Annotated in this window: 30 protein-coding genes and 4 tRNA genes; 13 read left to right on the top strand and 21 right to left on the bottom strand. The window is 31.4% G+C overall.

The features are described from left to right. Both STK_RS00990 and STK_RS00995 read left to right on the top strand, forming a co-directional pair. Positions 1–1,734, top strand: a complete 1,734-nt coding sequence (locus STK_RS00990; protein ID WP_010978120.1) for an ATP-binding protein — start codon at positions 1–3, stop codon at positions 1,732–1,734. Continuing rightward, positions 1,716–2,351, top strand: coding sequence for a protein-L-isoaspartate O-methyltransferase family protein (locus STK_RS00995; protein WP_010978121.1), 636 nt, complete (start codon positions 1,716–1,718; stop codon positions 2,349–2,351). The genes STK_RS00990 and STK_RS00995 overlap by 19 nt, the downstream gene beginning before the upstream one ends. Positions 2,352–2,631: 280 nt before the next feature. Here the strand turns inward: STK_RS00995 and STK_RS01000 are convergent, their stop codons facing one another. From STK_RS01000 to STK_RS01010, 3 genes are all read right to left on the bottom strand, one after another. After that, complete coding sequence (locus STK_RS01000) at positions 2,632–3,396, bottom strand: sulfite exporter TauE/SafE family protein (RefSeq protein ID WP_052846195.1); 765 nt, start codon at positions 3,394–3,396, stop codon at positions 2,632–2,634. A 260-nt stretch (positions 3,397–3,656) separates the two neighbouring features. Then, positions 3,657–3,755, bottom strand: a tRNA-Lys gene (locus tag STK_RS01005). 279 nt (positions 3,756–4,034) lie between these two features. Beyond that, a complete protein-coding gene (locus tag STK_RS01010; RefSeq protein ID WP_052846197.1) occupies positions 4,035–4,919 on the bottom strand; it encodes a glycosyltransferase family 2 protein in 885 nt (294 codons plus the stop codon). A gap of 17 nt (positions 4,920–4,936) precedes the next feature. On the opposite strand from STK_RS01010, the gene STK_RS01015 reads away from it, so the two are divergent. From STK_RS01015 to STK_RS01030, 4 genes are all read left to right on the top strand, one after another. Continuing rightward, complete coding sequence (locus STK_RS01015) at positions 4,937–6,004, top strand: glycosyltransferase family 4 protein (RefSeq protein ID WP_010978124.1); 1,068 nt, start codon at positions 4,937–4,939, stop codon at positions 6,002–6,004. A gap of 18 nt (positions 6,005–6,022) precedes the next feature. Next, positions 6,023–6,943: an NAD-dependent epimerase/dehydratase family protein gene (locus STK_RS01020; protein ID WP_010978125.1), complete on the top strand. Its 921-nt coding sequence runs from the start codon at positions 6,023–6,025 to the stop codon at positions 6,941–6,943. After that, a complete protein-coding gene (locus STK_RS01025; RefSeq protein WP_052846199.1) occupies positions 6,924–7,151 on the top strand; it encodes a hypothetical protein in 228 nt (75 codons plus the stop codon). Before STK_RS01020 ends, STK_RS01025 begins: the two co-directional genes overlap by 20 nt. Before the next feature lie 41 nt (positions 7,152–7,192). Continuing rightward, a tRNA-Lys gene (locus STK_RS01030) sits at positions 7,193–7,293 on the top strand. A 4-nt stretch (positions 7,294–7,297) separates the two neighbouring features. Here STK_RS01030 and STK_RS01035 read toward each other — a convergent pair. From STK_RS01035 to argC, 10 genes are all read right to left on the bottom strand, one after another. After that, positions 7,298–7,573 carry a hypothetical protein gene (locus tag STK_RS01035; protein WP_052846201.1) on the bottom strand — a complete coding sequence of 92 codons (276 nt, stop codon included), beginning with the start codon at positions 7,571–7,573 and terminating at the stop codon, positions 7,298–7,300. Next, complete coding sequence (locus tag STK_RS01040) at positions 7,570–7,956, bottom strand: 30S ribosomal protein S8e (RefSeq protein WP_010978126.1); 387 nt, start codon at positions 7,954–7,956, stop codon at positions 7,570–7,572. The genes STK_RS01035 and STK_RS01040 overlap by 4 nt, the downstream gene beginning before the upstream one ends. A gap of 32 nt (positions 7,957–7,988) precedes the next feature. After that, positions 7,989–8,777 (bottom strand): polyprenyl diphosphate synthase, encoded by a 789-nt coding sequence (uppS, locus tag STK_RS01045; protein WP_010978127.1) that lies wholly within the window; start codon positions 8,775–8,777, stop codon positions 7,989–7,991. Further along, positions 8,759–9,799 (bottom strand): N-acetyl-lysine deacetylase, encoded by a 1,041-nt coding sequence (locus tag STK_RS01050; RefSeq protein ID WP_010978128.1) that lies wholly within the window; start codon positions 9,797–9,799, stop codon positions 8,759–8,761. The genes uppS and STK_RS01050 overlap by 19 nt, the downstream gene beginning before the upstream one ends. Further along, entirely contained in the window at positions 9,747–10,910 is a 1,164-nt protein-coding gene (gene lysJ / locus STK_RS01055) for a [LysW]-aminoadipate semialdehyde/glutamate semialdehyde transaminase (RefSeq protein ID WP_010978129.1), read from the bottom strand. The genes STK_RS01050 and lysJ overlap by 53 nt, the downstream gene beginning before the upstream one ends. Next, a complete protein-coding gene (gene lysX, locus STK_RS01060) occupies positions 10,907–11,764 on the bottom strand; it encodes a lysine biosynthesis protein LysX (protein ID WP_010978130.1) in 858 nt (285 codons plus the stop codon). The genes lysJ and lysX overlap by 4 nt, the downstream gene beginning before the upstream one ends. Continuing rightward, on the bottom strand, positions 11,761–11,931 hold the full coding sequence (gene lysW/argW, locus STK_RS01065; RefSeq protein WP_010978131.1) for an alpha-aminoadipate/glutamate carrier protein LysW: 171 nt from the start codon (positions 11,929–11,931) through the stop codon (positions 11,761–11,763). Before lysW/argW ends, lysX begins: the two co-directional genes overlap by 4 nt. 67 nt (positions 11,932–11,998) lie before the next feature. Beyond that, the gene (gene lysM, locus STK_RS01070) at positions 11,999–12,421 is read right to left on the bottom strand and encodes an HTH-type transcriptional regulator LysM (RefSeq protein WP_010978132.1); all 423 of its coding nucleotides are present in this window, start codon (positions 12,419–12,421) and stop codon (positions 11,999–12,001) included. After that, positions 12,421–13,206, bottom strand: coding sequence for a [LysW]-aminoadipate/[LysW]-glutamate kinase (locus STK_RS01075; protein ID WP_010978133.1), 786 nt, complete (start codon positions 13,204–13,206; stop codon positions 12,421–12,423). The genes lysM and STK_RS01075 overlap by 1 nt, the downstream gene beginning before the upstream one ends. A gap of 1 nt (position 13,207) precedes the next feature. Further along, a complete protein-coding gene (argC, locus tag STK_RS01080) occupies positions 13,208–14,257 on the bottom strand; it encodes an N-acetyl-gamma-glutamyl-phosphate reductase (protein ID WP_010978134.1) in 1,050 nt (349 codons plus the stop codon). A gap of 57 nt (positions 14,258–14,314) precedes the next feature. Between argC and STK_RS01085 the strand changes: the two genes are divergently transcribed. Then, positions 14,315–14,743, top strand: a complete 429-nt coding sequence (locus STK_RS01085; protein WP_010978135.1) for a hypothetical protein — start codon at positions 14,315–14,317, stop codon at positions 14,741–14,743. Here STK_RS01085 and cedB read toward each other — a convergent pair. Both cedB and hxlB read right to left on the bottom strand, forming a co-directional pair. Further along, entirely contained in the window at positions 14,723–16,537 is a 1,815-nt protein-coding gene (cedB, locus tag STK_RS01090) for a DNA import protein CedB (RefSeq protein ID WP_010978136.1), read from the bottom strand. The two genes, STK_RS01085 and cedB, sit on opposite strands and share 21 nt — an antisense overlap. A gap of 38 nt (positions 16,538–16,575) precedes the next feature. After that, positions 16,576–17,163 carry a 6-phospho-3-hexuloisomerase gene (hxlB, locus tag STK_RS01095; RefSeq protein ID WP_010978137.1) on the bottom strand — a complete coding sequence of 196 codons (588 nt, stop codon included), beginning with the start codon at positions 17,161–17,163 and terminating at the stop codon, positions 16,576–16,578. 144 nt (positions 17,164–17,307) lie between these two features. Between hxlB and STK_RS01100 the strand changes: the two genes are divergently transcribed. After that, positions 17,308–17,616, top strand: a complete 309-nt coding sequence (locus STK_RS01100; protein ID WP_052846203.1) for a hypothetical protein — start codon at positions 17,308–17,310, stop codon at positions 17,614–17,616. Beyond that, positions 17,526–18,395 carry a hypothetical protein gene (locus tag STK_RS01105; RefSeq protein ID WP_052846206.1) on the top strand — a complete coding sequence of 290 codons (870 nt, stop codon included), beginning with the start codon at positions 17,526–17,528 and terminating at the stop codon, positions 18,393–18,395. The genes STK_RS01100 and STK_RS01105 overlap by 91 nt, the downstream gene beginning before the upstream one ends. Here the strand turns inward: STK_RS01105 and STK_RS01110 are convergent. Then, positions 18,355–19,215, bottom strand: a complete 861-nt coding sequence (locus STK_RS01110; protein ID WP_010978140.1) for a hypothetical protein — start codon at positions 19,213–19,215, stop codon at positions 18,355–18,357. The two genes, STK_RS01105 and STK_RS01110, sit on opposite strands and share 41 nt — an antisense overlap. A gap of 3 nt (positions 19,216–19,218) precedes the next feature. Next, complete coding sequence (locus STK_RS01115; protein ID WP_052846208.1) at positions 19,219–19,497, bottom strand: hypothetical protein; 279 nt, start codon at positions 19,495–19,497, stop codon at positions 19,219–19,221. A gap of 57 nt (positions 19,498–19,554) precedes the next feature. Between STK_RS01115 and STK_RS01120 the strand changes: the two genes are divergently transcribed. From STK_RS01120 to STK_RS15530, 3 genes are read left to right on the top strand one after another with little or no spacing between them, the layout of a single operon-like run. Beyond that, on the top strand, positions 19,555–19,782 hold the full coding sequence (locus STK_RS01120) for a hypothetical protein (protein WP_052846210.1): 228 nt from the start codon (positions 19,555–19,557) through the stop codon (positions 19,780–19,782). Next, a complete protein-coding gene (locus tag STK_RS15970; RefSeq protein ID WP_420825185.1) occupies positions 19,782–19,829 on the top strand; it encodes a hypothetical protein in 48 nt (15 codons plus the stop codon). The genes STK_RS01120 and STK_RS15970 overlap by 1 nt, the downstream gene beginning before the upstream one ends. Positions 19,830–19,875: 46 nt before the next feature. Next, complete coding sequence (locus tag STK_RS15530) at positions 19,876–19,950, top strand: hypothetical protein (protein WP_232616539.1); 75 nt, start codon at positions 19,876–19,878, stop codon at positions 19,948–19,950. Here STK_RS15530 and STK_RS01125 read toward each other — a convergent pair. The 3 genes from STK_RS01125 to STK_RS01135 form a co-directional block, all read right to left on the bottom strand. Further along, positions 19,932–20,006, bottom strand: a tRNA-Val gene (locus STK_RS01125). The genes STK_RS15530 and STK_RS01125 overlap by 19 nt on opposite strands. Positions 20,007–20,074: 68 nt before the next feature. Continuing rightward, on the bottom strand, positions 20,075–21,700 hold the full coding sequence (locus tag STK_RS01130) for a thiamine pyrophosphate-binding protein (RefSeq protein WP_052846212.1): 1,626 nt from the start codon (positions 21,698–21,700) through the stop codon (positions 20,075–20,077). Between the two features lie 41 nt (positions 21,701–21,741). Next, positions 21,742–21,829 (bottom strand) — tRNA-Cys (locus STK_RS01135). A gap of 75 nt (positions 21,830–21,904) precedes the next feature. Here STK_RS01135 and STK_RS01140 point away from each other — a divergent pair. Then, positions 21,905–22,465, top strand: a complete 561-nt coding sequence (locus STK_RS01140) for a nucleotidyltransferase (protein WP_052846214.1) — start codon at positions 21,905–21,907, stop codon at positions 22,463–22,465. Between the two features lies 1 nt (position 22,466). Here STK_RS01140 and STK_RS01145 read toward each other — a convergent pair whose 3' ends face one another. After that, positions 22,467–22,637, bottom strand: coding sequence for a 50S ribosomal protein L40e (locus STK_RS01145; protein ID WP_010978144.1), 171 nt, complete (start codon positions 22,635–22,637; stop codon positions 22,467–22,469). Between the last annotated feature and the right edge of the window lie 10 nt (positions 22,638–22,647).

A 22,647-nucleotide genomic window follows, 5' to 3' on the forward strand; every position in this document is an offset into this window, starting at 1 on the left:
ATGTCCTTGTTTATTGATACTGAAGGTAGACTAAGGGAAATAAAAGTATTTACTAGGCCTACAGCTGATGGTAGAGGTTCAATATCTTTCAGAACTTTTATAATTGAATTCCCTTTTAACAGAAATATTGAGATAGATACTGGTAAATTACTAGCTGTAGAAACTATTAAAGAAAATAAATATTTAGTGCTAGAAGTAGTAGATTATCTCCCCTTACACTATGCAATGATCAATCTTGACGGTACAATACCAAAAGAATTACGAGATGAAATAATGAGAAGAGTTGAGGAGAGTTGGAATTCTAACGAATCTTGGATAGAAACTTATGCATCTCCAGTAGGATACATAATGGAAATTAATGACAACAATATAAAATTTACAAAGGGATATATACCGCCACTTTTAGGTTCAAAGATAAAGTTATTTACGCCAAAAGCTTATGAGAAATTCATTTTTTATGAAGATGGAGAAAACATAGGAAAAGTTGTTAACGAGAACATAGATCTAAAGATAAGCTTAAGGAAAGCCATAAAGTATCACATAGGAGTATTTGCATATACTGGTTCTGGAAAATCTAATTTAACTGCTTTATTAGTTAGAAAAGCCTTAGAGTCAATACAAGAATTAAAAGTAATAATAATAGATGTTTCAATGGAATACGCTGTACTTCTTCTTGATCAATTAGTGAAACTTAACTCCAGATTAATAACTCTGGATAGATTACCAAATAACGAGATTGATGCCGGGAGAAGATTAATTAGAACACATGTTATACCAGAAGAACTTTCTGATTTTAAAGAAGAAATTAGGAAAGCTTTTGAAGCTCTCTATACACAAAACAAATTAAGAAAACTTTACATTCCTCCGCAAGGTATAACGTATCTAACCTACGGATATTTAATAGAAATGGTTAGATCTCAAGTTGAAGATAAATATGTAGCTACAGCACAAAAACCATTCTTCCTCATGTTACTTCAACAAATAGACAAATTAATGAGAGAGAAAAAAATGACCAAGGATGATATAGTTGATGATAGTATAAATGAGATCCTAAATGAAGTAGAACTTAAGGCTAGAGAAGCTAACTTAAGAGAGAATTCTGCCATATTTTCCTTTATTTCTGCGATAAAGAGTTATATAAATCAAGAACCAGTCACAAGTGAGGAATACGATATAGAGACATTAGCGATAGAAGCTCTTGATAATTCATCAGAATCAGCTAGGTTATTTATAGTTGAGTCGCCAAATATGGATGATGCCAGAATGATAGTCTCACTACTTATAGAACAGATATTCATGAGGAGAAAAAGATCCTATTCGTCATCTCCTACAATTTTGTTTGTTCTTGATGAAGCCCAGGAGTTTATACCATTCGATACAAAACAAAAGGATAATAGTGAAGCATCTTCACTAGCAGTCGAGAAACTGCTTAGACATGGAAGAAAGTATTACCTTCATGGTTTAATCAGTACGCAGAGATTAGCATATCTGAACACGAATGTATTACAGCAGATTCATACTTACTTTGTAAGTACATTACCAAGACCATATGATAGACAGCTAATTGCGGAAACGTTTGGAGTATCAGACTCCTTAGTTGAAAAAACTTTAGAATTCGATGTAGGACAATGGATGATAGTGAGTTTTAAGGCTGCGCTCAAAGAAGATATACCAGTTATATTTAAAGCTGAAAATAACATAGATAAGCTTAAAGAATGGCTGAAAAAGAAATAATTAATTATATAAGGACTCTAATAACAAGCGAAGAGCTAATAAGGGCATTTACGAAAGTAGATAGAAGGAAATTTCTTCCAGATAAATTAAAAGATAGAGCATATTCAATTAAACATATAGATGAACCATTGCAAATAACTAAAAACTATACAACTACTGCCTTAAGCCTTGGATTGAAAATGCTTGATTTACTTGAGCTAAAAAAGGAAGATAAGGTGTTAGAAATAGGCACTGGAATTGGTTATTATACAGCATTAATTGCTGAGATTGTTGGAGGAAAAAATGTTTATACAGTCGAGTATGATGAAGAGATGTTTAACATAGCAAAACAAAATCTCAAGGAATACAATGTTAACCTTATTTTTGGAGATGGAAGTATTGGTTATGAAGAAGCAAAACCGTATGATAAAGCTATAATTTGGGCTGCATCGCCAACATTTCCTTGTCTAATTTACAATCAAATTAAAGATCAAGGAATAATTATAGTTCCAATAACAGATAAAAAGGATAGACAAGGATTATACAAAATCGTGAAAGTAAAATCACCAACAATGATTAGATATTTTGATGTTATCTTTTCTCCATTAAGAGGTATTTGTGGTTATTGGTTAAATTAAAAAGAATATTTGCTTAAGACTGTAACAACTTTACGTAACTTTTAATTCCTTTTAATCATTTCTCAATATGATTTTTATTATGATCATGTTTATATAAGTGTCCATGGCGGAATTAAAAGTGAGTAAAAATAAGGATAAGTTACATTATGGGTAAACGCTCTCTTAAAGTAACCTGATAACAAGCATGAAGAAGCCAAATTTTCCTATATCCCTCGGCCCTAAAAGATGAAACTTAAATTTAAAATTCTTTGTTTATATTCATATTGATGAGTTATAAGAGCTAAAATACACCGAGAACTTTGAAAAGCTCACTAATTGATGTAGCTACAAACACACTGCCTAAAAACATGTAAATATGAGCTGGATGCATCTTATTTGCTATCTTTGCAAAATAATAACCCGATATCAAAGCAGTTATACCAATTATTATCCCAGCTATTATATCGATTCTTCCAGCACTTATATATGCTGTAGTTCCGCTAATTGCTGAAAATAGCATAGCTAAAGTGGCTGTACCAATCATTCTTTTGATATCAATTGAAAATAAAAGCATCATAACAGCAATAAACATTATACCGCCACTTGCCCCTAAAGTTCCAGTTACAATGCCTATAATCATCGCTAAAAATATAGCTATTAAGGACTTCGTCTTCCCGATCTCAATCCTCTTTATATTAAGCTTCGGATTTCTAGATCTTTTAAATGACATATATGCCATGTATGACGTGAATATTGTAAATGATGCTTCTAAACCCTTTTCTGGTACTGCAAATGCTATTCGCGAACCTAATTGTGCACCTACTACTGCGCCTAAACCTAAGAGTAAAGAAACTCTATAATCAACATTTCCGTTTTTAAAGTAGACAAAGATAACTGAAAGTGTAGTGATCACGTCTACAAGTAGACTCGAACCAATTGAGTCATAATAAGAAAGACCTAAGTAAGAGAGAGCTGGAACTACTATAAGAACGCCACTAGACCCAGTAATCCCAGTTAGAATTCCTACAGAAATTCCAATAAGAATAAGGAAATAAATTGGGATCATAAGTAACCACGAGATAAAAAACATTTAAAGAGTTTCTAATATAGATTAAGTTATTACTCTTCCTTCTGTTTTAAGACTTATAGATCTTAAAATGAAAATTTCTCTGTAAGTAACATTTTCACCATTGATTAACGTTACATTCAGTAAACACTCGAAATCTTATAAAAGCCTCCATTAAAACAGAGAAAATTTAAAAATATTGGAAAATGCTCTTTATTTAAAGTAAAACAAAGATATGTATTTATTTCAAAAATAATACGCGGGCCCGCCGGGATTTGAACCCGGGACCTACGGGTTGCTTCCCGCAACCCGTTACGCGGTTAAAAGCCCGCCGCTCTACCTGGCTGAGCTACGGGCCCACAAAAATGAAGTATTGTAAGAAATATTTAAAGTTAGCTTAAGGCGAAAACATTTACAGAATCTATTTTTGTTATCACTTAAACGACTGTTTAAAAATGTTTACTAAGGTTAAGTTTAGATCTCACTATAAGATTAACATCAAATATATTATGATATTTACAGCTCTAATACTAAATTTAAAAATAGTATTCGTTTTAAGACAGTTTAATCTACAATAGATAAAATAACCTATATTATTAATCATAGTTATTCTATGTTAAGATTTAAAGTGAAACGCTTTATGATATGTTTCTCAGTTTTAAATTATAAAATAACCCGTAAGGAAACGATATAGCTAATGCTAAACCCGGTATTAAATTCAGTAGATATTTTTTAAATCCTCCATAATAGTAAACACCATAACCTATCAAAGGTATATAAAGAACGGAGATTGATGGAAAAAATGCAGACAAAATAGCTAGTATATAGTAACTGCCATAATATGTATAACCAGTCAAAAACGTAATATCTGTTAGTCCATCAAATAACAACATTAAATCATATTTACTTCTCCATAAATTTCTTCTTGCTTCCTTTATCGAAGATTTAAAATCAGTTCTAGCGTGAACTTTATTTAAATGTAAACATCTTCCATTAGCAGGTTCTACTCTATATCCTAATTTTTTTAGTTTTGCATAAAGCCAAACGTCTTCATCTCTTTCATATTTTTCGTCGAATCCTCCTATCATTTTTATATATTCAGTATTAATTCCAGCACATCCCAGATTAGGATTATGCTCTCCTTTATTGATAGGCTTTTCAATTTCTTCGCTTGAGTATGCATAATGCATCCATGTAAATGCAACTCCTTCTAATAGTTTTTCCTCAATCTTCTTACTAAAATTACTAGGTAAAACTACGTCACTATCAAGAAATATTACATGTTTTTCAGATGTTAATTCTAGCATTTTATTTCTTAATTTAGCCATGTTAACTTTTTTCATTCTTTTATCCTTAACATAAGTAATTTCAGAGCGAAGTGATAAGAAATATTCCTCTATATCTTTTCTCTCACTGTTATCATAAATTACAACTCTATTAACTTTTTGAGATAAAGCAGAGCTTACAGATTGTTTTACCCATTCTAGTTTATCACTAGGACCGACTGGTATAATAATTTCCATTAAGTAATTGAATATAAATGGAAGAAATAAAGGTAGCCGTAATTGCACATGGTCTGGGAATGAGTAGAGGTTACAGTGGTGAGGGTTATGTTTATAAAAACATCTTTGAATTACTAAAGGAAAAAAATATAAATTTTGTAGCAGTAAGCTTTTCTAAACCGTATGACACTTCACTAAATTCTATTTACTCTTTGCCTTTTCATTTACCGAAGTTTGATAAATACCAAAGGCTTCTTGTTTATTTTACTGCTAAGAAAGTAAAACCTAAGTTGTTTTTTAATGCTTCTGGTATTTTGATTCCATTGTCTAATATTGCCCCTCACATTATTTACGCAGGAGCACCGGCTATATCCTCTGTACCTAGTAAATATACAAGATCACTTTTTTGGAGACTTTATCTTTTACCTTTTAGGATAATTATCAGTAGAATAAAGGATGAAGCTAAGAAAGCCACAATAATTGCCAACTCTCTTTACTCTGCTAGAGCAATAGCTAAAGTCTTTGAAATACCTCAGCCTCAAGTAATTTATCCTCCTGTCGATGTTGAGTTTTACTCAAAAGCTTTTGAAAATGAGGATAGGGAAAGTGTGTTTGTTACTATTGCTAGGTTTGAAAAAGGAAAAATGATAGAGAATGCAATAAAATTTTCGCATCTTAGCGGAATTAAGGGAATCGTAATTGGCTCTTTGAATGATAAAAGGTATTATAAAGAACTTATGAGATTAAGAGATAGACTAAATGCTGATATTAAGTTTTTACCTAATTTACCAAGAGAAGAGGTTTTAAAAATACTTTCTAAAGCTAAATTATATTTTCACCCAACTATTGGTGAACATTTTGGAATACCCATCATAGAGGCTATGGCATCTGGTGTTGTTCCCATTGTCCCTAAGGAGAGCGGTGGTAGTGAAATAGTTCCTCAATTCTCTTATGACAACTTAGAGGATGCTGTTAGGATAGGTAAAGAAATCATTGAAAAATATTCGAATAATTTAAGAAAAGAAATGCATGAAAAAGCTATAATGTTTGATAAAAATAACTTCAAGGAAAAAATTTACGACGTTATAAGTAAATATTTAATGTAGAGTATTTTATTATTTTCCATGGTTTACGTGATAACTGGTGGTGCTGGTTATATAGGTGGGCATTTAACAGATTATTTAGTAGAAAGAGGAGAAGATGTCGTTGTAATTGATGATTTTTCTTATGGAAAATATATGAATAATAAAGCTATTTATAAAAAGATAGATTTAAGATCTAATGCTGACATAGAAATACCAAAAGATTCAATTCTTTTTCATTTAGCTGCCAATCCAGATGTAAGGACTTCAATGATTCACGTGCAAGAACATTTTGAAAGGGATGTAAAGGTTACTCTTAATATATTAGAAATAGCGAGAAAATATGATGTTAAAAAATTTATCTTTGCCTCTTCCTCTACTGTATATGGAGAGGCAAAAGTTATTCCTACACCAGAAGATTCTGAATTAAAGCCAATTTCTAACTATGGTCTTTTTAAATTATTAGGAGAAGAAATGGTAGAATATTATTCTAGGGTTTATAGTATAAGAGCAGTTTCGGTTCGTTTAGCTAACGTAACTGGAGGTAGAATATCTCATGGAGTAATTTATGATTTCGTAAATAAACTCTTAAAAGATAGTAATAAGCTAGAAATTTTAGGAAATGGAAAACAGAAAAAAAGTTATATCTATATTACAGATACAATAGAAGGATTAATCTTATTAGCAGAGGAAAATACTGGTTCGTATTCAGTATATAATCTTGGTAACGAAGATTGGATTACTGTTGATGAAATTGCTAAGATCGTGGAAGAGGAAATGGGTGTGTCCCCCAAGCATATATACGTTGATTCTGGAGAAGGAAGAGGATGGGTGGGTGATGTTAGATTTATGTTACTTGACATAAAAAAGATAAAAGAAATTGGTTGGAAGCCTAAATATACTTCTAGAGACGCTGTTAGACTTGCTGTGAGGGATTTATTAAATGAATTACATAAAAATTAGGCTGCTAGGCTTAGGTTTGCTTCTTCTCTCTATAACTATAATAATATTATCCTTTGAAATATTATTTCTAGGATTACAGATAAAACTCGGTAATTTTAGACTGTCTGATTACTTCATAAAAGTTATTAATTTTTTAATTATCTTAGGCGTTTTTGGTTATTTAGGGTATGTTGGATATGTTATGCTTAGTACTGGAGAAAGGAGATAATAGCGTTTAATTTAAATACCAGACATTATATTGATTTTTGTGGGCCCGTAGCTCAGCCAGGTAGAGCGGCGGGCTCTTAACGTAATATATACAGGGTAGAGGAGATACCCGTAGGTCCCGGGTTCAAATCCCGGCGGGCCCGCGTATTATTTTAAAATTTCTTTCATAATCATTTTAATAAGCTTGTATTTTCCTTCTATTTTATTTACCATAATTAAACCTGGAATACCAGTTGCAGGATGGATTTTATCTGGAAATGGAACAGGATCTAGGCCAAGCTTTTGGCAAATAATAAGCAAAGAATTAAAATCAATTCTTTTTTCTCCAATTTTTCTAATTTTTCTTCCTTTACCCCTACTACTAGCTAAAAAATAAGCTAACCATATGGCTACTTTTTCCCCTTTATAGTCTCTTAAGCTCATTCTTTAATCAGTATAGCATTTATTGTTCCGTCTTGACCTGGCCTTGAAGTTACCTTTGCTTTTCCCAATTCTGTTTGAATTATTGATCCTTTTACAATTATTCCTCTTCTAGCATACTCCTTATTTGCTGGAGTTTCTATAACTGATAATATTTTTGCTTTCTTGCTTACCTTTTCTTGAGGGTCATATATGTTTGCAAACGTGGCATATTTCACTCTTATTTTTATATTTCCTCCCATACCTCTTTCTTTTTCTATTAACTCCTCAGTACTAAGTTTTGTTTCAGTAGGAGGAGAACCTAATTCAAACTTCCTTTTATCTCTATGTTTTCCTTTTTTACCACCAGTTATTTTCCTAAAATCATTACCTTGAAAATATCCCATACGAAACTTATTTAAGGAGGTAGCTTATAAATTTAAGCACCGAAATTTCTTTTCCTCTTTTGATAAGATCTTATTGCTCTCCATAAGTCTATCTTTCTAAAGTCTGGCCAATATGTGTCTACAAAAAAGAGTTCTGAATACGCTATATGCCATAAAAGGAAATTACTTATTCGTATTTCACCAGAAGATCTAATTACTAGATCTATGTCTTCTAGCTCTTTATCATAAAGGTATTGCCTAAATATATTTTCATTAATATCATCTAGTTTTATTTTTCCTTTCTCGTAATCTGCAATAATTTTTTTGGTAGCATCAATTATTTCTTGTCTTCCTCCATAACAGATTGCAAGAGTAAGCTTCCTCTTGTTAAAATTCTCAGTTTTTTTACTTAATTGATTTAGTACTTCTAATAGGTCTAGGGGAAGTTTATATATTAGACCTATTGCTCTTACTTTAACTTCATATTTATAAATTATTTCGCCATAGAGTAACTCTTCTAATCCTGCCTTAATGTAGTTAAATATTGTATTAAGCTCAAGATTTGATCTCTTATCACAATTTTCTGTTGAAAGTGCAAATACCGTTATATTTTTTATACCCATCTCTAGTAACCATAATAACACTTGTTTTAACTTTCTGTAACCACTATAATATGCATCATTTATACTTAAGTTGTTGGCTCTTGCCCATCTCCTATTCCCATCTGGAATAATTCCAACATGTTGAGGAAATGGACCATTTTTTATCTCATTCCATAAAATTTTTTCATAGAACTTATAGACTGGATATAGTATAATCTTCCCTACTTTTTCTTTAAACATAATTCTTCTATCGCATTGATATAAGTTGTTAAAGCTATAAATATTTCATCGATAGAAATCTTTTCATTATTTGTGTGTTCTAACGTAGAATTCCCAGGTCCATAGGTTACTATTTCTTTTGCTATATTTTTTAATATATTCATATCACTAGTCCCTGCTTTTCTAGCTAGTTTTGGCTTATACCCTTGCTTTATTATGCCTCGCATAACTGCTTTAACAATATTACTATTTACATCAACTTTCACTGGTTCTATATCTTCTACTATTTTTATATCACATGTTTTAAACTCATTATGAATAAGAGCTAGAATCTCATCCTTAGAGTTTTTAATCGAGTATCTTATATCTAGATGTAAATACCCTTCTGAAGGTGTCATATTTATATAATCACCAGATTTTATTATGGTAGGTACTATAGAAAAATTCTCATAGTTACTTGGTTCTCTATATATTTCTAGAATTTTTTTCGATAAGTCAACTATCAAATTCTCTTTAGATGAAGAAGAATGCTGAGAATTTCCTCTACATAATATATCTAAATGCAATACTCCCCTATATTCCACTATAACATCTAAAGTATTACTGGGTTCCCCTATGATAATATAATTGTACCTAATACCACTATTAGCTAATTCCCTTGCGCCCTTACTTTTTCCTTCTTCATCTGCTAGTGCAGCAAATTGAACTTTATACCCTTTTTCATTTAATATATAAGTTGCCAAAAGCATAGCAATCAAAGGACCTTTTGCGTCAACAGCCCCCCTACCATATATAACTTCTCCTTCTATTTTAGGCTGTATAAATCCTGGAACTGTATCTATATGTGATGCTAAGAGTATATCCCCTTTTCCTAGGAAATATGACTTAGATTTAGAAATTTCTAGATTAAGATTAAATTCCTTTGAGACTTTTTCAAAAAAATCTTTAGCTCTTTCCTCTTCGCCAGAAGGAGTATAAATTGAAAGTATTTCAAGTAATAGCTCTTTTATTTTCCGTCTCGATAATTCCTTTTCTAGCTGCATTTGATGCTTCCTCCATATCGCTTTGTGTAATCATGTATGGTGCAAGAAATCTTATAACTGTTGATCCAGCTTTTAAGGCTAAAACTCTTTCATCTTGCATAACTTTTAATGCAATTGCTGGTGGAAATCTAATTTCAATACCTATCATTAAGCCTTTACCTCTAATTTCCCTCACTGATTTCAAATCACTGAGTTTTTCCCGGAGAATTTTCTTAAATATCTCTCCTTTAATGCTTGCTTGTTCTACTACATTGTCTTCCTTTAAAACTTTCGATGCCGCAGTAACTGCAGCCATAGCCATTGGATTTCCTCCATAAGTACTACCATGATCACCCTCTTCCAATTTTTCCGCTATCCAATCTGGCAGAAATAAAGCACTAACTGGAAAACCTCCCCCAATTGCCTTTCCTGCTGTTAACAAATCTGGAATAATACCATAATGTTGATAAGCCCATACTTTTCCAGTTCTTCCAAAACCGGTTTGAACTTCGTCAACTACTAACAAAGCACCTACTTTTTGTGTTTGTTCTCTTAAAGCTTTCATGAAGTCTTCATTAGCTGGAATTACTCCGGATTCACCTTGAATTGGTTCAACTATTACAGCAGCTGTTTGTTCATCTATGTTCTTTAATTCATCTATATTATTATAAGTTAGAAATTGTACTGGTGACATTAATGGCTCAAAAGGTTCTCTATATCTTTTATTCCATGTAACTGAAAGGGAACCTGCTGTTCTTCCGTGAAATGAATTTTTGAAAGCAATTATTTTTTTCCTACCAGTTATTTTCCTAGCAGTTTTCAGAGCCGCTTCAACAGCTTCAGTACCGCTATTTAATAAAATAATATTATCCATCTTATCTGGTTTTAAAGGGTCTAGTTCTTTTAGCATTTCGTCTCTGATAGGGGTAGAAAATGAAGTAGATAAAGTCATAATATTTTCCATTTGTCTTGATAAATATTCTATAACCCTTCTGTTTCTGTGTCCTAAAAAGGCTACACCAATTCCCGTATGAAGGTCTAAGTATTTTGTTCCACTAATATCCCATACGTACTGACCCTCTCCTTTTACTATAGTTAGTCCTCTATCTCCATAAAGTTGAATGAACTTCATTTTTTAATCCACTCTTCAATTTTTCTAATTAAATACTCTGATACGTTAAAATTATTGACTCTTACAGTATTTTTGTATTCTGGCACTCCATTTACTTCATTAATTATATAACCTCTTTCTGGATCTTCAAATACATCGATACCTAGAAAGAATCCTCCTATTATATCTTTTACTTTTAATGCAAGATCTTGTAATTCTTCGTCTATCTTTAAAGGTTCTGCCTTAGCACCTAAAGCTGTGTTTGTTTTCCAATTCCTCGAATTCACTCTATAAATTCCAACTGGTGCCTCATCACCTATAGTGAATATTCTTATGTCCCTATCAGGTTTTTTCACAAATTCTTGTATTAAATAAATATATCTAAATTGTAACGTAGTATATTCTTGATACTCTAAAAAGTTCCTTAATGTATCCTCATCAATGGCTCTAGCTACCATCCTACCCCAGCTACCTTCAACTGGCTTTATTACAACAGGATAACTTAGTTTATTTGCAAGTTCTAAGGCTTTTTCTTTAGAAAAAGCTACTATTGTTTTAGGAACTCTTATCCCATGCTTTGATAATAACGATAAGGTGTAAAGTTTGTTTTCACATTTTATTAAAGTTGAGGAGTCATTAATAGTTTTGTAACTTAAGTTTTCAAATATAGTGGATGTTATTACTGCTCTAGCATGAGAAGTATTTCTTTGTATCACAACATCAAGATCTCCTAATGTTTCATTACTATCATTATTATAAAAATAATAAAAATCTTTAGTATATATTGGAATTACAGTATGTCCTAATTTCCTCGCTTCTTGTATAAGATTTTTTTCTTCCCATCTTAGGAGATCATATATTACCCCTAAGATCACTCTCCCCAGTCCTCTCCTACTTGCTCGGCTAATCTTAGTGCGAGTCTTCCATGATCATTATATACTTCTAATTGGGCTCCACATTCATGCTCAACTATTTCTCCAGGTAATGCATCATCTGGAACATTTACATCTCCATTACATACTGGGCACTTTAGGACTACCATTTTTGGATCAAATATATCATAAAAAGTAAGTAGTTGATAAGCTTTTATGAAAATAAATGGTTCGATTTTAAAACCAGACTCTAAGAACTATTGTACTATTTGTACTTAGTACTCCTTGAAGGCTTCTTATATCATCTATTGTTTTATTAATTGAGGAGATGTTAGTACCCCTAACTACTGTTAAAATGTCATAATCCCCAGTTGTCTCATATACAAATTCTACTCCTTGAATCTTTATTATTTTTTTAGAAATTTCTGGTGTTGGGATTTGTGGATTAGTTTTTACCATAACTATAGCTCTTATTTCATTTTCTAGCTCATAATCAATTGTGAATCTCTTAATTACACCCATTTTTATTAGTTTTTCAATCCTTTTCCTTACTGCAGCTTCACTAATTTTGAGCTCTTTAGCTATACTAGTGTATGGAGTTCTTGCATTTTTCCTTAATATTTCAAGAATTTTTAAATCACTTTCATCTACATCCGCCATTACATGATCACCGTTCCCCTTAATTGTAATGCATTTGAAATTGGGTCTTGCACAAGACCCGAGGAGATTATTACTTTTTTAACTCCATTTTCAATAGTTTCTCCGGCCATTAATAGTTTTCTGTTCATACCGGGCCCTATTCTTTTAGATAATTCTTTAGCCTCTTTAGATGTGAGCTTATTTATTACTTTTCCATCAACTAAAACTCCTTCAACATCAGTTAGAAGTATTAAAGTATCGGCTTTCATAGCAGTAGCAATTGCAAAAGCCATTTGATCTCCATCAACATTAAGTAATGTTTTTTCTTCTGGATCGTATGCCAGTGGAGCAAAAACTAGAAGATCAAAACTCTTTAACAAATCTGAGATTACTAATGAATCCACTTTCTTTATTTTCCCAGTATAACCACCATCAACTATTCTTTTTCTTCCTCTTTCATCTATTATTATTATTTTTTTCTTTCTCTCTGCAATTACAGAGTTACCATCAGCACCAGTTAGTGAAATTACTTTCTTTTTATAAGCTAATTTTGATACTATTTGTCTTGAAATTAAACTCATAACCATTATAAAAACTTCTAACTCTTCTTTAGATGTATATCTACTTCTTATTCCTTCTGGTGAAGTTACAAATACTGGTTCTATTCCTAGTTTCTTAGAAGTCTCAGTTACCTGGTCTCCACCACCATGAACAAATATAGCTTGTTCTCCTACATTAGATAAACTTTCAATAATACCATCTAAATTATTTTTTATTACTCTTCCTCCGGCTTTTATAACTATCATTTTAAGCAGGCCTCAGAGGAGGTATTCTTAAACCCTCATCTTCTTCAAAACCTCTTGATATGTTAAAAGCTTGTACTGCTTGACCAGCAGCACCTTTCATCAAGTTATCTATTGCAGAAAACATTGTTATTCTTTGCATTCTTTTTTCTATTGCAAAACCTATATCTGCAAAATTACTACCTATAACAAATTTTGGGTCTGGATAAGGATGAATATTACTCCTTATTATACGTATGAATTTTCTTCCTTTATAGAATTCTATGGATTTCTTCCACATATCCATTTCGCTTATATCACTACTTAGCCAACCATGAACTGAAGCCAAAGCACCTCTCACACTACTAACGGCGTGAGGAACCAAACTTACTTTTACATCCCTTTTTGCTATTAAACTAAGTTCTTGCTCAGCTTCAGCTGCGTGTCTATGCCCATCGGCCTCATAAGGTCTTATTGCATTTTGTCTTTCTGGATGATGGCTACCTTCATGAGGTTTCGCACCTCCTTCACTACTTCCAACTTTTACATCGCTGATTAATTTGTAAGTCTCTAATAGACTTGATGCAACTAAAGGAGCACCAGCTAATATAGTTGCAGTAGCATTACAGCCTGGAGAAGCGATAAGTTTTGCATTTTTAAGTTCTTCATAGTGAAGTTCTGGTAAGCCATACACAGCTTTTTTCAGTAAATCTGGGTATGGATGCTCATAACCATACCATATTTTATATAGAGTAGGATCTTTTAACCTAAAATCTGCACTTAAATCAATTACTTGAATTCCCATTTCTAGAATCTTTGGTACATATTCTAATGAAACTTTATGCGGTAACCCTAGAAATACAGCATCCGCTTTATCTCCTAGTTTATCAAATGAAAACTGTGAAAAATTCATATTATAAAATCCTCTTAAATTTGGATGTACTAATGTTATGGGTTTACCGGCATATTCTCTAGATGTTACATACGTTACTTCTATTTTGGGGTGAACTGCCAGAATTCTTAGCAATTCTCCACCAGTATAACCTGAACCTCCTATTACAGCAACTCTTATCATCTTTTGACCATAAAGCAATAGGATTATAAGTAATTTAAGCATATATAGTATTATATTATGAGTATAACAACAGACGAATTGAAGAAATTCTTAGAAGAAAAAATAGCTGATTTAAAGAAAGAACTGGAGTTTTACGAGTATTTACTTAGTTTAATTGAAGCAGAGGGTTATAAGGGTATAGTAAAGGGAAACAAGGGGAGCATGGATGTTCTTAAAAGTAGCAGAGGAGAAATATTAGCTGAAATATATTATATGCCCCCTATTATGAGGGTAATAATTAAAGGAAAGACTACTATAAATAAAATTTATGTTAATGTACTCACAAAGATACTAGAAAATGAAAAAAATAGAAATAAAATAGATTATGATATTGTATTAGAAAGGGATGAACTTAAAGAAATAATTATAAAAAATGTTAAGGATGAGATAATTTATAATAAGATTAAGGCAGCTTTACAATCTATTTTAGAGAGAGTCTCTTATTAATGTATCTAATGAAATTATTACCGGTCTAGGATCTGTTATAAATCTAATTAAAGCCTCACCTCTTCCTAGGAATGATAATTCGTTTGAAATTTCCTTATCAGATATGTTTACAAATCTTAAAACTTCTTGCCAGAATTTTTTATCTCCATTATTCATAAATGCTATTAATCCTATATTTTGTAAATAAATATCACTATAATCTCCTAAATCGATTATATTCTGAGTAGCTAATAATAACATTATACCAAAACCTCTTCCTCTCTTTATAAGATCAAGTATTATTGAATACTCAGAAGAATCCTTTATTATAGTCCAAGCTTCATCTATAACTATAGCTATTTTCAATTTATCATCAGCTATGTTATATTTATTATAAATTTTAGTTAGTACTGACATCATTATTAACCGCCTAATTTCTTCAGACTTTATCAGCGAAAGATCAAATACATATATACTATCCTCATTAATCATATCAACTAAGGAGTTTTCTTTGCCTATATCGAGTTCTTTTACTTGAGATATTATTCTATATAGATATGTTTTAACTTGATAAGGAATATCCAATTTTTCGATTTCGGCCAGAATGATATCCCATGTAGGATTTGTGTACCTATAAAATACATCTTTTATTACTTTGTATAAGATAGAAGAGGTATACTTGTCCAGTTTAAAGCTGTTTGATAATATTTCTTCTATTTGTGATATATAAGATTCTAAGTTAATGCCATCAACTCTTAGTAAACCTAAACTATATACAAGAGGGTTGAGAGTTTTGAAGCGTATATAGTATTTTTTTAATCTTATTTTTATATCGCTTTTCATATCGAAAAAAATCACTGGGATATTTGAAAATATATTAATTTTATAACCTAAACTTATTAAAAATTCTGTTTTTCCAGCACCAGTTGGACCAATAAGTAGAACATGAGGATTTAGCATACTTTTATAGTTCCAAAAAACAGATCTATTATTACCTATTTCTCGTCCTATGTAGATCCCATCCTCAAAAAACTCAAATTTTGGTGACTTAGGTAGTGAAAATACGGATAAAAATGGTAATTGAGTTGGGAAACCTTGCTTCTTTAACTTAATTTTATCTTGAAACAATTTTATTATCTCATCTTTTGTAGCTAATCTAGCTTTTATTCCCAAACTTTCTAGTCCCTTCTTTAGAAGTTGAATAGAAGCTAAAACATTTTCTTCTGTTGTAGAGTTAATGATAAAGAATATTAAGTATCTGAAAGGAGTCTCTCCTTCACTTATTTTTTTAATCATAGACTGCACAATTTCTAGTTCATTCTTTGCTCTTTCATTAGATGGATCAGCTTCAGTAATAACTCTTAAATTTTGGGCTCTCAAAAATAAATTTTCTAAAAATTTATTTTTATCTATAGATTGTTTCTTAAATACTATGTCTATATCCCCTAATACATCTAAAACTTTATGAAATGATATTATCTTATTTCTTAGACTTTCATCACTTAAATCCCTATAATCAAAAGGAATGTCATCTACTACAAGAACGCCTCTTATACGTTCTTCATCTCTTATTATTCCATCTTTTATAATTATCCCAGATTTTACTTCATTTTTATTTATTTTACCTCGAATATATGTAGTTATAAAATCACTGAAAATTCTATGATTTCCCTTCTTTAACATAATCAAAAAGAGAAAAAAGAGTAAGATATCTAAAATAAAAAATATTAAATTTTTACTAATAACACCTAAAATTAAAAGGATTATTACAAAGATTATGAGAACTTTAGGATTTTCACTTATATTATCAGCCATATGTAAACATGTTTACTTAAAAACGAGAGAGATAATCGCTATAATTCAATATTAGCATGTATTACGCGTAAATCATCTTCAGTCTTTTTAAGCTTCATCATTAATTCAGCGACTACACCATCTAAAAATATTTGTGTAGTATCCTCAAATAATGTACCTAAGGGAGCTAAAGGTTCAGTAATTCCTAAAATTTGTCTAGCAAAATAGTCCTCATTTTGTGAATATTTTGTTCTTCCGGGGATTTCAACAACTACATCTGCTATTTTTGCAATAGGACTATCTGAATAGCTTGTTATTGCTATTAATGTTGCTTTAGCTTCTTTTGCGGCTTCAGCAGCAGTTAATATTAGCTTTGTTCGACCAGAACCCGATATTGCAATCGCAATATCCTTTTCACCAATTGCGGGAACTATTGTCTCACCTAATACATAGGCATTATAACCTAAATGAAGAAGACGCATTGCAAAAGCTCTTCCTACTAATCCACTCCTTCCAGCTCCCATGACTAATACTTTTCCATTTCTATTATTATAATAAAAATTAGTTAGAACTTCAACCATTTTATTTACTTGTTCGGGTTTTATCATTTGAGCGGCCCTTATAACGAATTCGGCAATATCGAACATAGTTTTTATACTAAGTGGGGCTTGGAGAAGTGAGGATGAAGACAAATTATTTCTCCAATTAAATTATATCATGATTACTTTAAAACATTATTGCTATAAAGTAGCAATTAAAGTTTAATATTTTACATGATAAATAACACTATTATGTCGTCAACAACAAGATGGGTTCCAAAATGGACCATAATAAGCATAGAATTAGAGGACGGAAAGAAAATAGAAGCTTGTTACGATGAGATAACAAAACTTTATGCATGCCCTTACTGCACCCCAATATGCAAAAAAGGCGGTATCCCAGAACAAGGATCTTATTTCTTCAATAAAGAAGACTTAAAGGAGCATATAAAAGCTCACAGTTTTAACTATTGGATAAAATCAAAGAAGGAAGAAGAGGAAGAAGAAGAGGAAGAAAAAATAAAAGGTACAGAGGAAGAAGAGGAAGAAGGGGAGGAGTAATAAAAATTCTTATTGTAGGGAATTTTACCATAGACCTGATTAATGAGAAAGAGCAAATAGGAGGACCACCATTATATTCTGGTTTCGCAATTTACAAGCTTGGAGGAGAGGCTTATATACTTTCAATTTTAGGTAAAGATTTCTCTCATCAAATTCCTAGTTTTTTAAAAATATATAAAATAATAAATGATAGTAACACGGTAAAATTTAAGCATATATTTCAAAATAATTCTAGAAAATTAATATTATTATCAAAAACGAATAATAAAATAAGTTTCAAATTTCTGGTTATACATAACTATTTTGATGGAATATTAATTAATCCTGTATGTAACGAAGTAAACTTAGAAAATATAAACGTAAACGTGCCAATAGCGGTCGACATACAAGGTTTTATTAGAACGTGTAAAATAAATGAAGAGATTAGCTATTCTTCTACTAACTTGCCTCCTAATCCTTTATACACAGTATTTCATAGTAACATAGAAGAATTGAATAACTCTGGACTTTCTATTAAAGATTTATTTAAGTTAGGTTTTAAGGAACTATTAATATCATATGACGAAGAAGGATTTGAACTATATACTATGACTAATAAAAAATATTTTAAACCAACTCAAATTGGTACTTATAGAACAGGTACAGGAGATATACTTCTTGCATCGTATTTTTATTATAGATTAAATAACGTAGATCCCATAAGTTCTGCAATAAAAGCTAAAGAATTCGTAGAATGGTTTAGCAATTTAGGCTATCAAGAATTGCTTCACATAGTGTGAAATTCTTCCACTTTCCTAGTCTACCACAGAACTTGATATTTTCAGGATAGACATTATCGTCTTCTCCAATAAGGATTGCGTCTCTTATAATTCTTGATCTAAAAGCTAAAATTTCGTCTTTTAAGAGTATATTTTCTCTCTTTAAATCACTAAATATCTTATCCCATATAGGTGGCGATGATGTAAACGGAATTAGTACGTATAAGATATCATAATCATTACTAATCCAATAAGCATTTATAATGTGAGAATAAGATATACCATTATCACCATTAATATAAACATCCCAACCTCTATCCTTTTTTGGCACAATAACTATTAGTTCTAGCATTGAGACACTACGTAACTTATCATTCTTAATTCCTAATAGATCTGCAATATATTTTCTAGATATAGTAACAAATATTTCATCTCCCCTGACCATATTATTTGTTGTAATTACTTTATTGTTTTGGATTATTTTCTTTATATTAGTATGTAATACCTTAACTTTCTTAGATAGATTATCTATGAGTTCAATTAAATTAGTCACATAAAACATTTTCTCGTTAAAAATTAGCCATTTAGGCAGTTCATGAGTATAAATTTTTCTAAGTATATAATTTTCTTTTTTCATATGTATTCTTAACTTAACTTCTGTTGTCTGAAAATATTCACATGAATAATTAGTTAACGGAGGATGAAATGGGATATTAACGTTAAGAATTTCCTCGTAGGTAAAAACTCCACCAAGCCTAGGTTGATTTTCAATAATAAGAGAATCTTTCTTATTAGAGGCAAGAAATAAACCAGAGAGCCCTCCACCTAAAACAATTTTCACAAACTAAACTAATGAAAGATTTGATAAAACATTATCTGATGTGTAAGTAAGACTACCATTACTGGAATCATCACCTTTTCTATCATTCAAATTATCTAAAAATCTCATTAAATCATTTTCAGATTGTAATATTATGATCTTATTATCTAGCTCGAGCTCGATATATGATCTACTTAACAAATCTAATTCCAATATAAATTCTATTTTTCTTTCCTTTAAAGCTTCAATAATTTTAGGAGTTATGTCAATATTACTATTAGCACCAATTATTATTCTAAGCATCCTATATGGATAGCTATGTTAGAATTACTTAAAAGAAAGACTATACAATAATATCAAGTGAAATCCTTTTTAGGTTCAACAATATTACAAGGAGGAGGCATATTTGCTTATACCACAAGCTATGAAGAAGCAAAAAAGATCTATGAAGAAGCAAAAAAGATCTTTACCGAGTTTTCAGTAAAAATATTAGATTTGCAAGATATTAAACAAAAGCTTGAAGCAATAAATTTAGACCCCGATATAGCTGACTTTAAAGAAGGATATGTTATAGCCATAGGTGTGTAATATTATGCGAAAGAAAAGAGAGGTATTATGTCTATAAGTTGAAATGATAAACAATGGGTAAAGGAGACTTACGTCGGACCTTTAGCTGACGTTATAGAAACTTATCTAAAATTGAAAGAAAATGAGAGTGTGAAGCTATGGCCCTACTATGGGCCCGCGGGGACTTGAACCCCGGATCTCCACCGTGTGAGGGTGGCGTCCTAACCAGACTAGACGACGGGCCCATACCATATTTTCCTTTTATCCTTATATAGTTTCTTATAATCTAATTAAGCGAACAAAAAAGTAAAAATTAAAACATTACAGATTTGTAATCGGGTTCAATCTTTATATTTAGTACGTTTAATTTATTTTCATCTAAGTTTTCTAATTCCATTTTTAGCTCGCTAATACTCTGTATTGTTTTAGCATCCAGACTTTTCTCTAGAATTTCGTCTTTAATATCAAGGTTTGAAGTAGTTCTACTTATAGTTGGAATATCAGATGAGATTGCGTCTATTGTTGTACTTCCATTATCATTTAATATTAGTAGAATTCCATGGCTCTTGTTCAACCTATTTTGAATGATTGATAGATTTTGTATTACCCCTTGTAGGTCTGTAACTCCTATAATCTTATTGTTTGATGCCCTTACGATACCACTAATAGCTATATTTCTTTCTAGTAAGGATTCACTAGCTATCCAACTAAAAGGCTTCTCTATATGCAATCTTACAAAATCTATTGTTGGAGCAGTTAGATCTATGAAAATCTTATCAAACTTGAATTGCTGAATAGTCCTTACTACATCATAAGGCCATAAACCTCCATGAGAATCTAAAATGTGTATTTTTCTATATACCTTTATTTTATCAGCAGAACCCCTCTTTATTGGCTCCTTAATTTTAGCCTTAAGCTGTGTTAATAGTTCTTTTAAGAATAAGCCTGTATCTGCTACTACTGGAATTTGTGGAATAAAAACTTTGCCTATATCTTCACCATCAACATTATTATGAATAAGATAGCCTTTGAATTTCATTGACCAGCCGGCTGTAGAGAGTTGTGTAAACCTTGTTCCTAAAGCTAATATCACATCTGCTTCATCAAGCAGTCTGCCTCCTTCTTCGGTAGCAAATAAACCTAGGCCTTCACCAGCATAAAGCGGATGTGATGCTGGTATTACTCCTTTGCTCCTAAAAGTAGCTATAACTGGTGCATCTAATAACTCAGCAAGTTCTTTTAACTCATCAAAAGAGTTAGAAGCTAAAACACCATAACCAGCAATAATTATTGGTGATTTTGAATTTGATAATACTTCCGCGACTTTTGCTACTGTAGTCTTATCTGGTGTTTTCTTTTCCGGTTTCTGCTCAGCAGGAGATAAAGGATATGCTTTCAACCTAAATAAATCTTCTGCTATTTCTATATAAACTGGCCTATTTCTATTACTTAATGCTTCCTTATAACCTTTCTCTATAGTTATTATTATTTCTTCTATGCTAACTACTCTTTCACGCATCTTTGTTATAGGAGCTAATATATTCATTAAATCATCTTGGGTCTTCAACTCAGCAATTCTACTTCTACCAGTATCCCTATAAGATCTTAGAGTTGAAATAAGCAGAAGTGGTACAGAGTCCATAAATGCTTGGGCTATTATATCAATAGCCTCAGTTAAATAAACACCAGGGGATTGCAAAACTACTCCAAGCGTATTATATTCCCTCGCATAAGAATCGGCTAACATTACAGCCTCTCTGGCGCTTGACGCATAATTTATATTAATTTCGTATTGTTTAAGTCTTTCAGCCAAAAATGATGGAAGATTATAAGGTGAAAATATTTCTTTGATTCCTAACTCTTTAAAAGTATAAGCAATCGCTTCGTCTCCTTTTGTTTCTCTTCCTATTGTCTCCTCTTTTCTTTTGGGTTGACTCACAAGATTATACAACCAAAGTAAAGTATAAATTTTTTTAAATAAGCCGGGGGCGGGACTTGAACCCGCGAAATAACGGGTATCTGCAATAAACTCTGCGGCCCGCCGCCTTAACCTCTCGGCCACCCCGGCATGTATTCAAACATGTTTTACACTATCGAGCTAAAATATTTTAATGTTAACTTATGCATTTTAGAGCGTGAGAAAGTGATTCCTTTTTCAAAAATAGGAGATATATTGGCCGAAATAAAAGGGCTAACAGATTTTGTAATAATAGGTGATACTATAGTAGATTTAAGTTTAGGTAGAAAGGGTACCGATAGTGATATTGATCTATTCATACTTGGCTTAAGTGTACTAGTTGATGAAGATAAAATACGTGAATTCGCTTTTGAGAGAGGTTGGGATTTCGGTAAGACACCTATAGATACACCTAGAATTATAGCTTCAGTAGACGATGAGCAATTACAGATAGATATGTATGAAAATATTCAAGATTTTTTTGTTCCAGAAGAAATAATAAACAGTGCCATTGAAATGAGAATAGGCAAAGAAAAATTTAAGATAGTAAGACTAGAAGATTACATTTTACTTAAAACTAATGCTTTTAGAGAAGAAGATGAGGACGAATTGAAAACCATAGTTTACTTAATAGGTGAAGGAAAGCTTAATATAGATAAAAAATACTTAGAGTCTCATATAGATCTTTTTGAAGAAAATTCGAAAAGTATACGAGATAGACTTGCCTTAATAGGAATAAAAATTTAGGCTATCCTTTCTTAGCTGGTAATTCTTTCTTCTTTGGTCTTAGATTTTTACTATGGCATCTTCTGCATTTTGTAGCTCTTACGGAATTTAATGCCCCACAATCTCTACAGACTTTCTTTAAAAATATACGCTGTTGAACTATTTGAAGCTTTACTGGATCGGTGAGTGGCATTTTTAACCCC

Origin of the sequence: Sulfurisphaera tokodaii str. 7 (assembly GCF_000011205.1) — an archaeon.
In the GTDB taxonomy this organism is placed as follows: Archaea; Thermoproteota; Thermoprotei_A; order Sulfolobales; family Sulfolobaceae; genus Sulfurisphaera; species Sulfurisphaera tokodaii.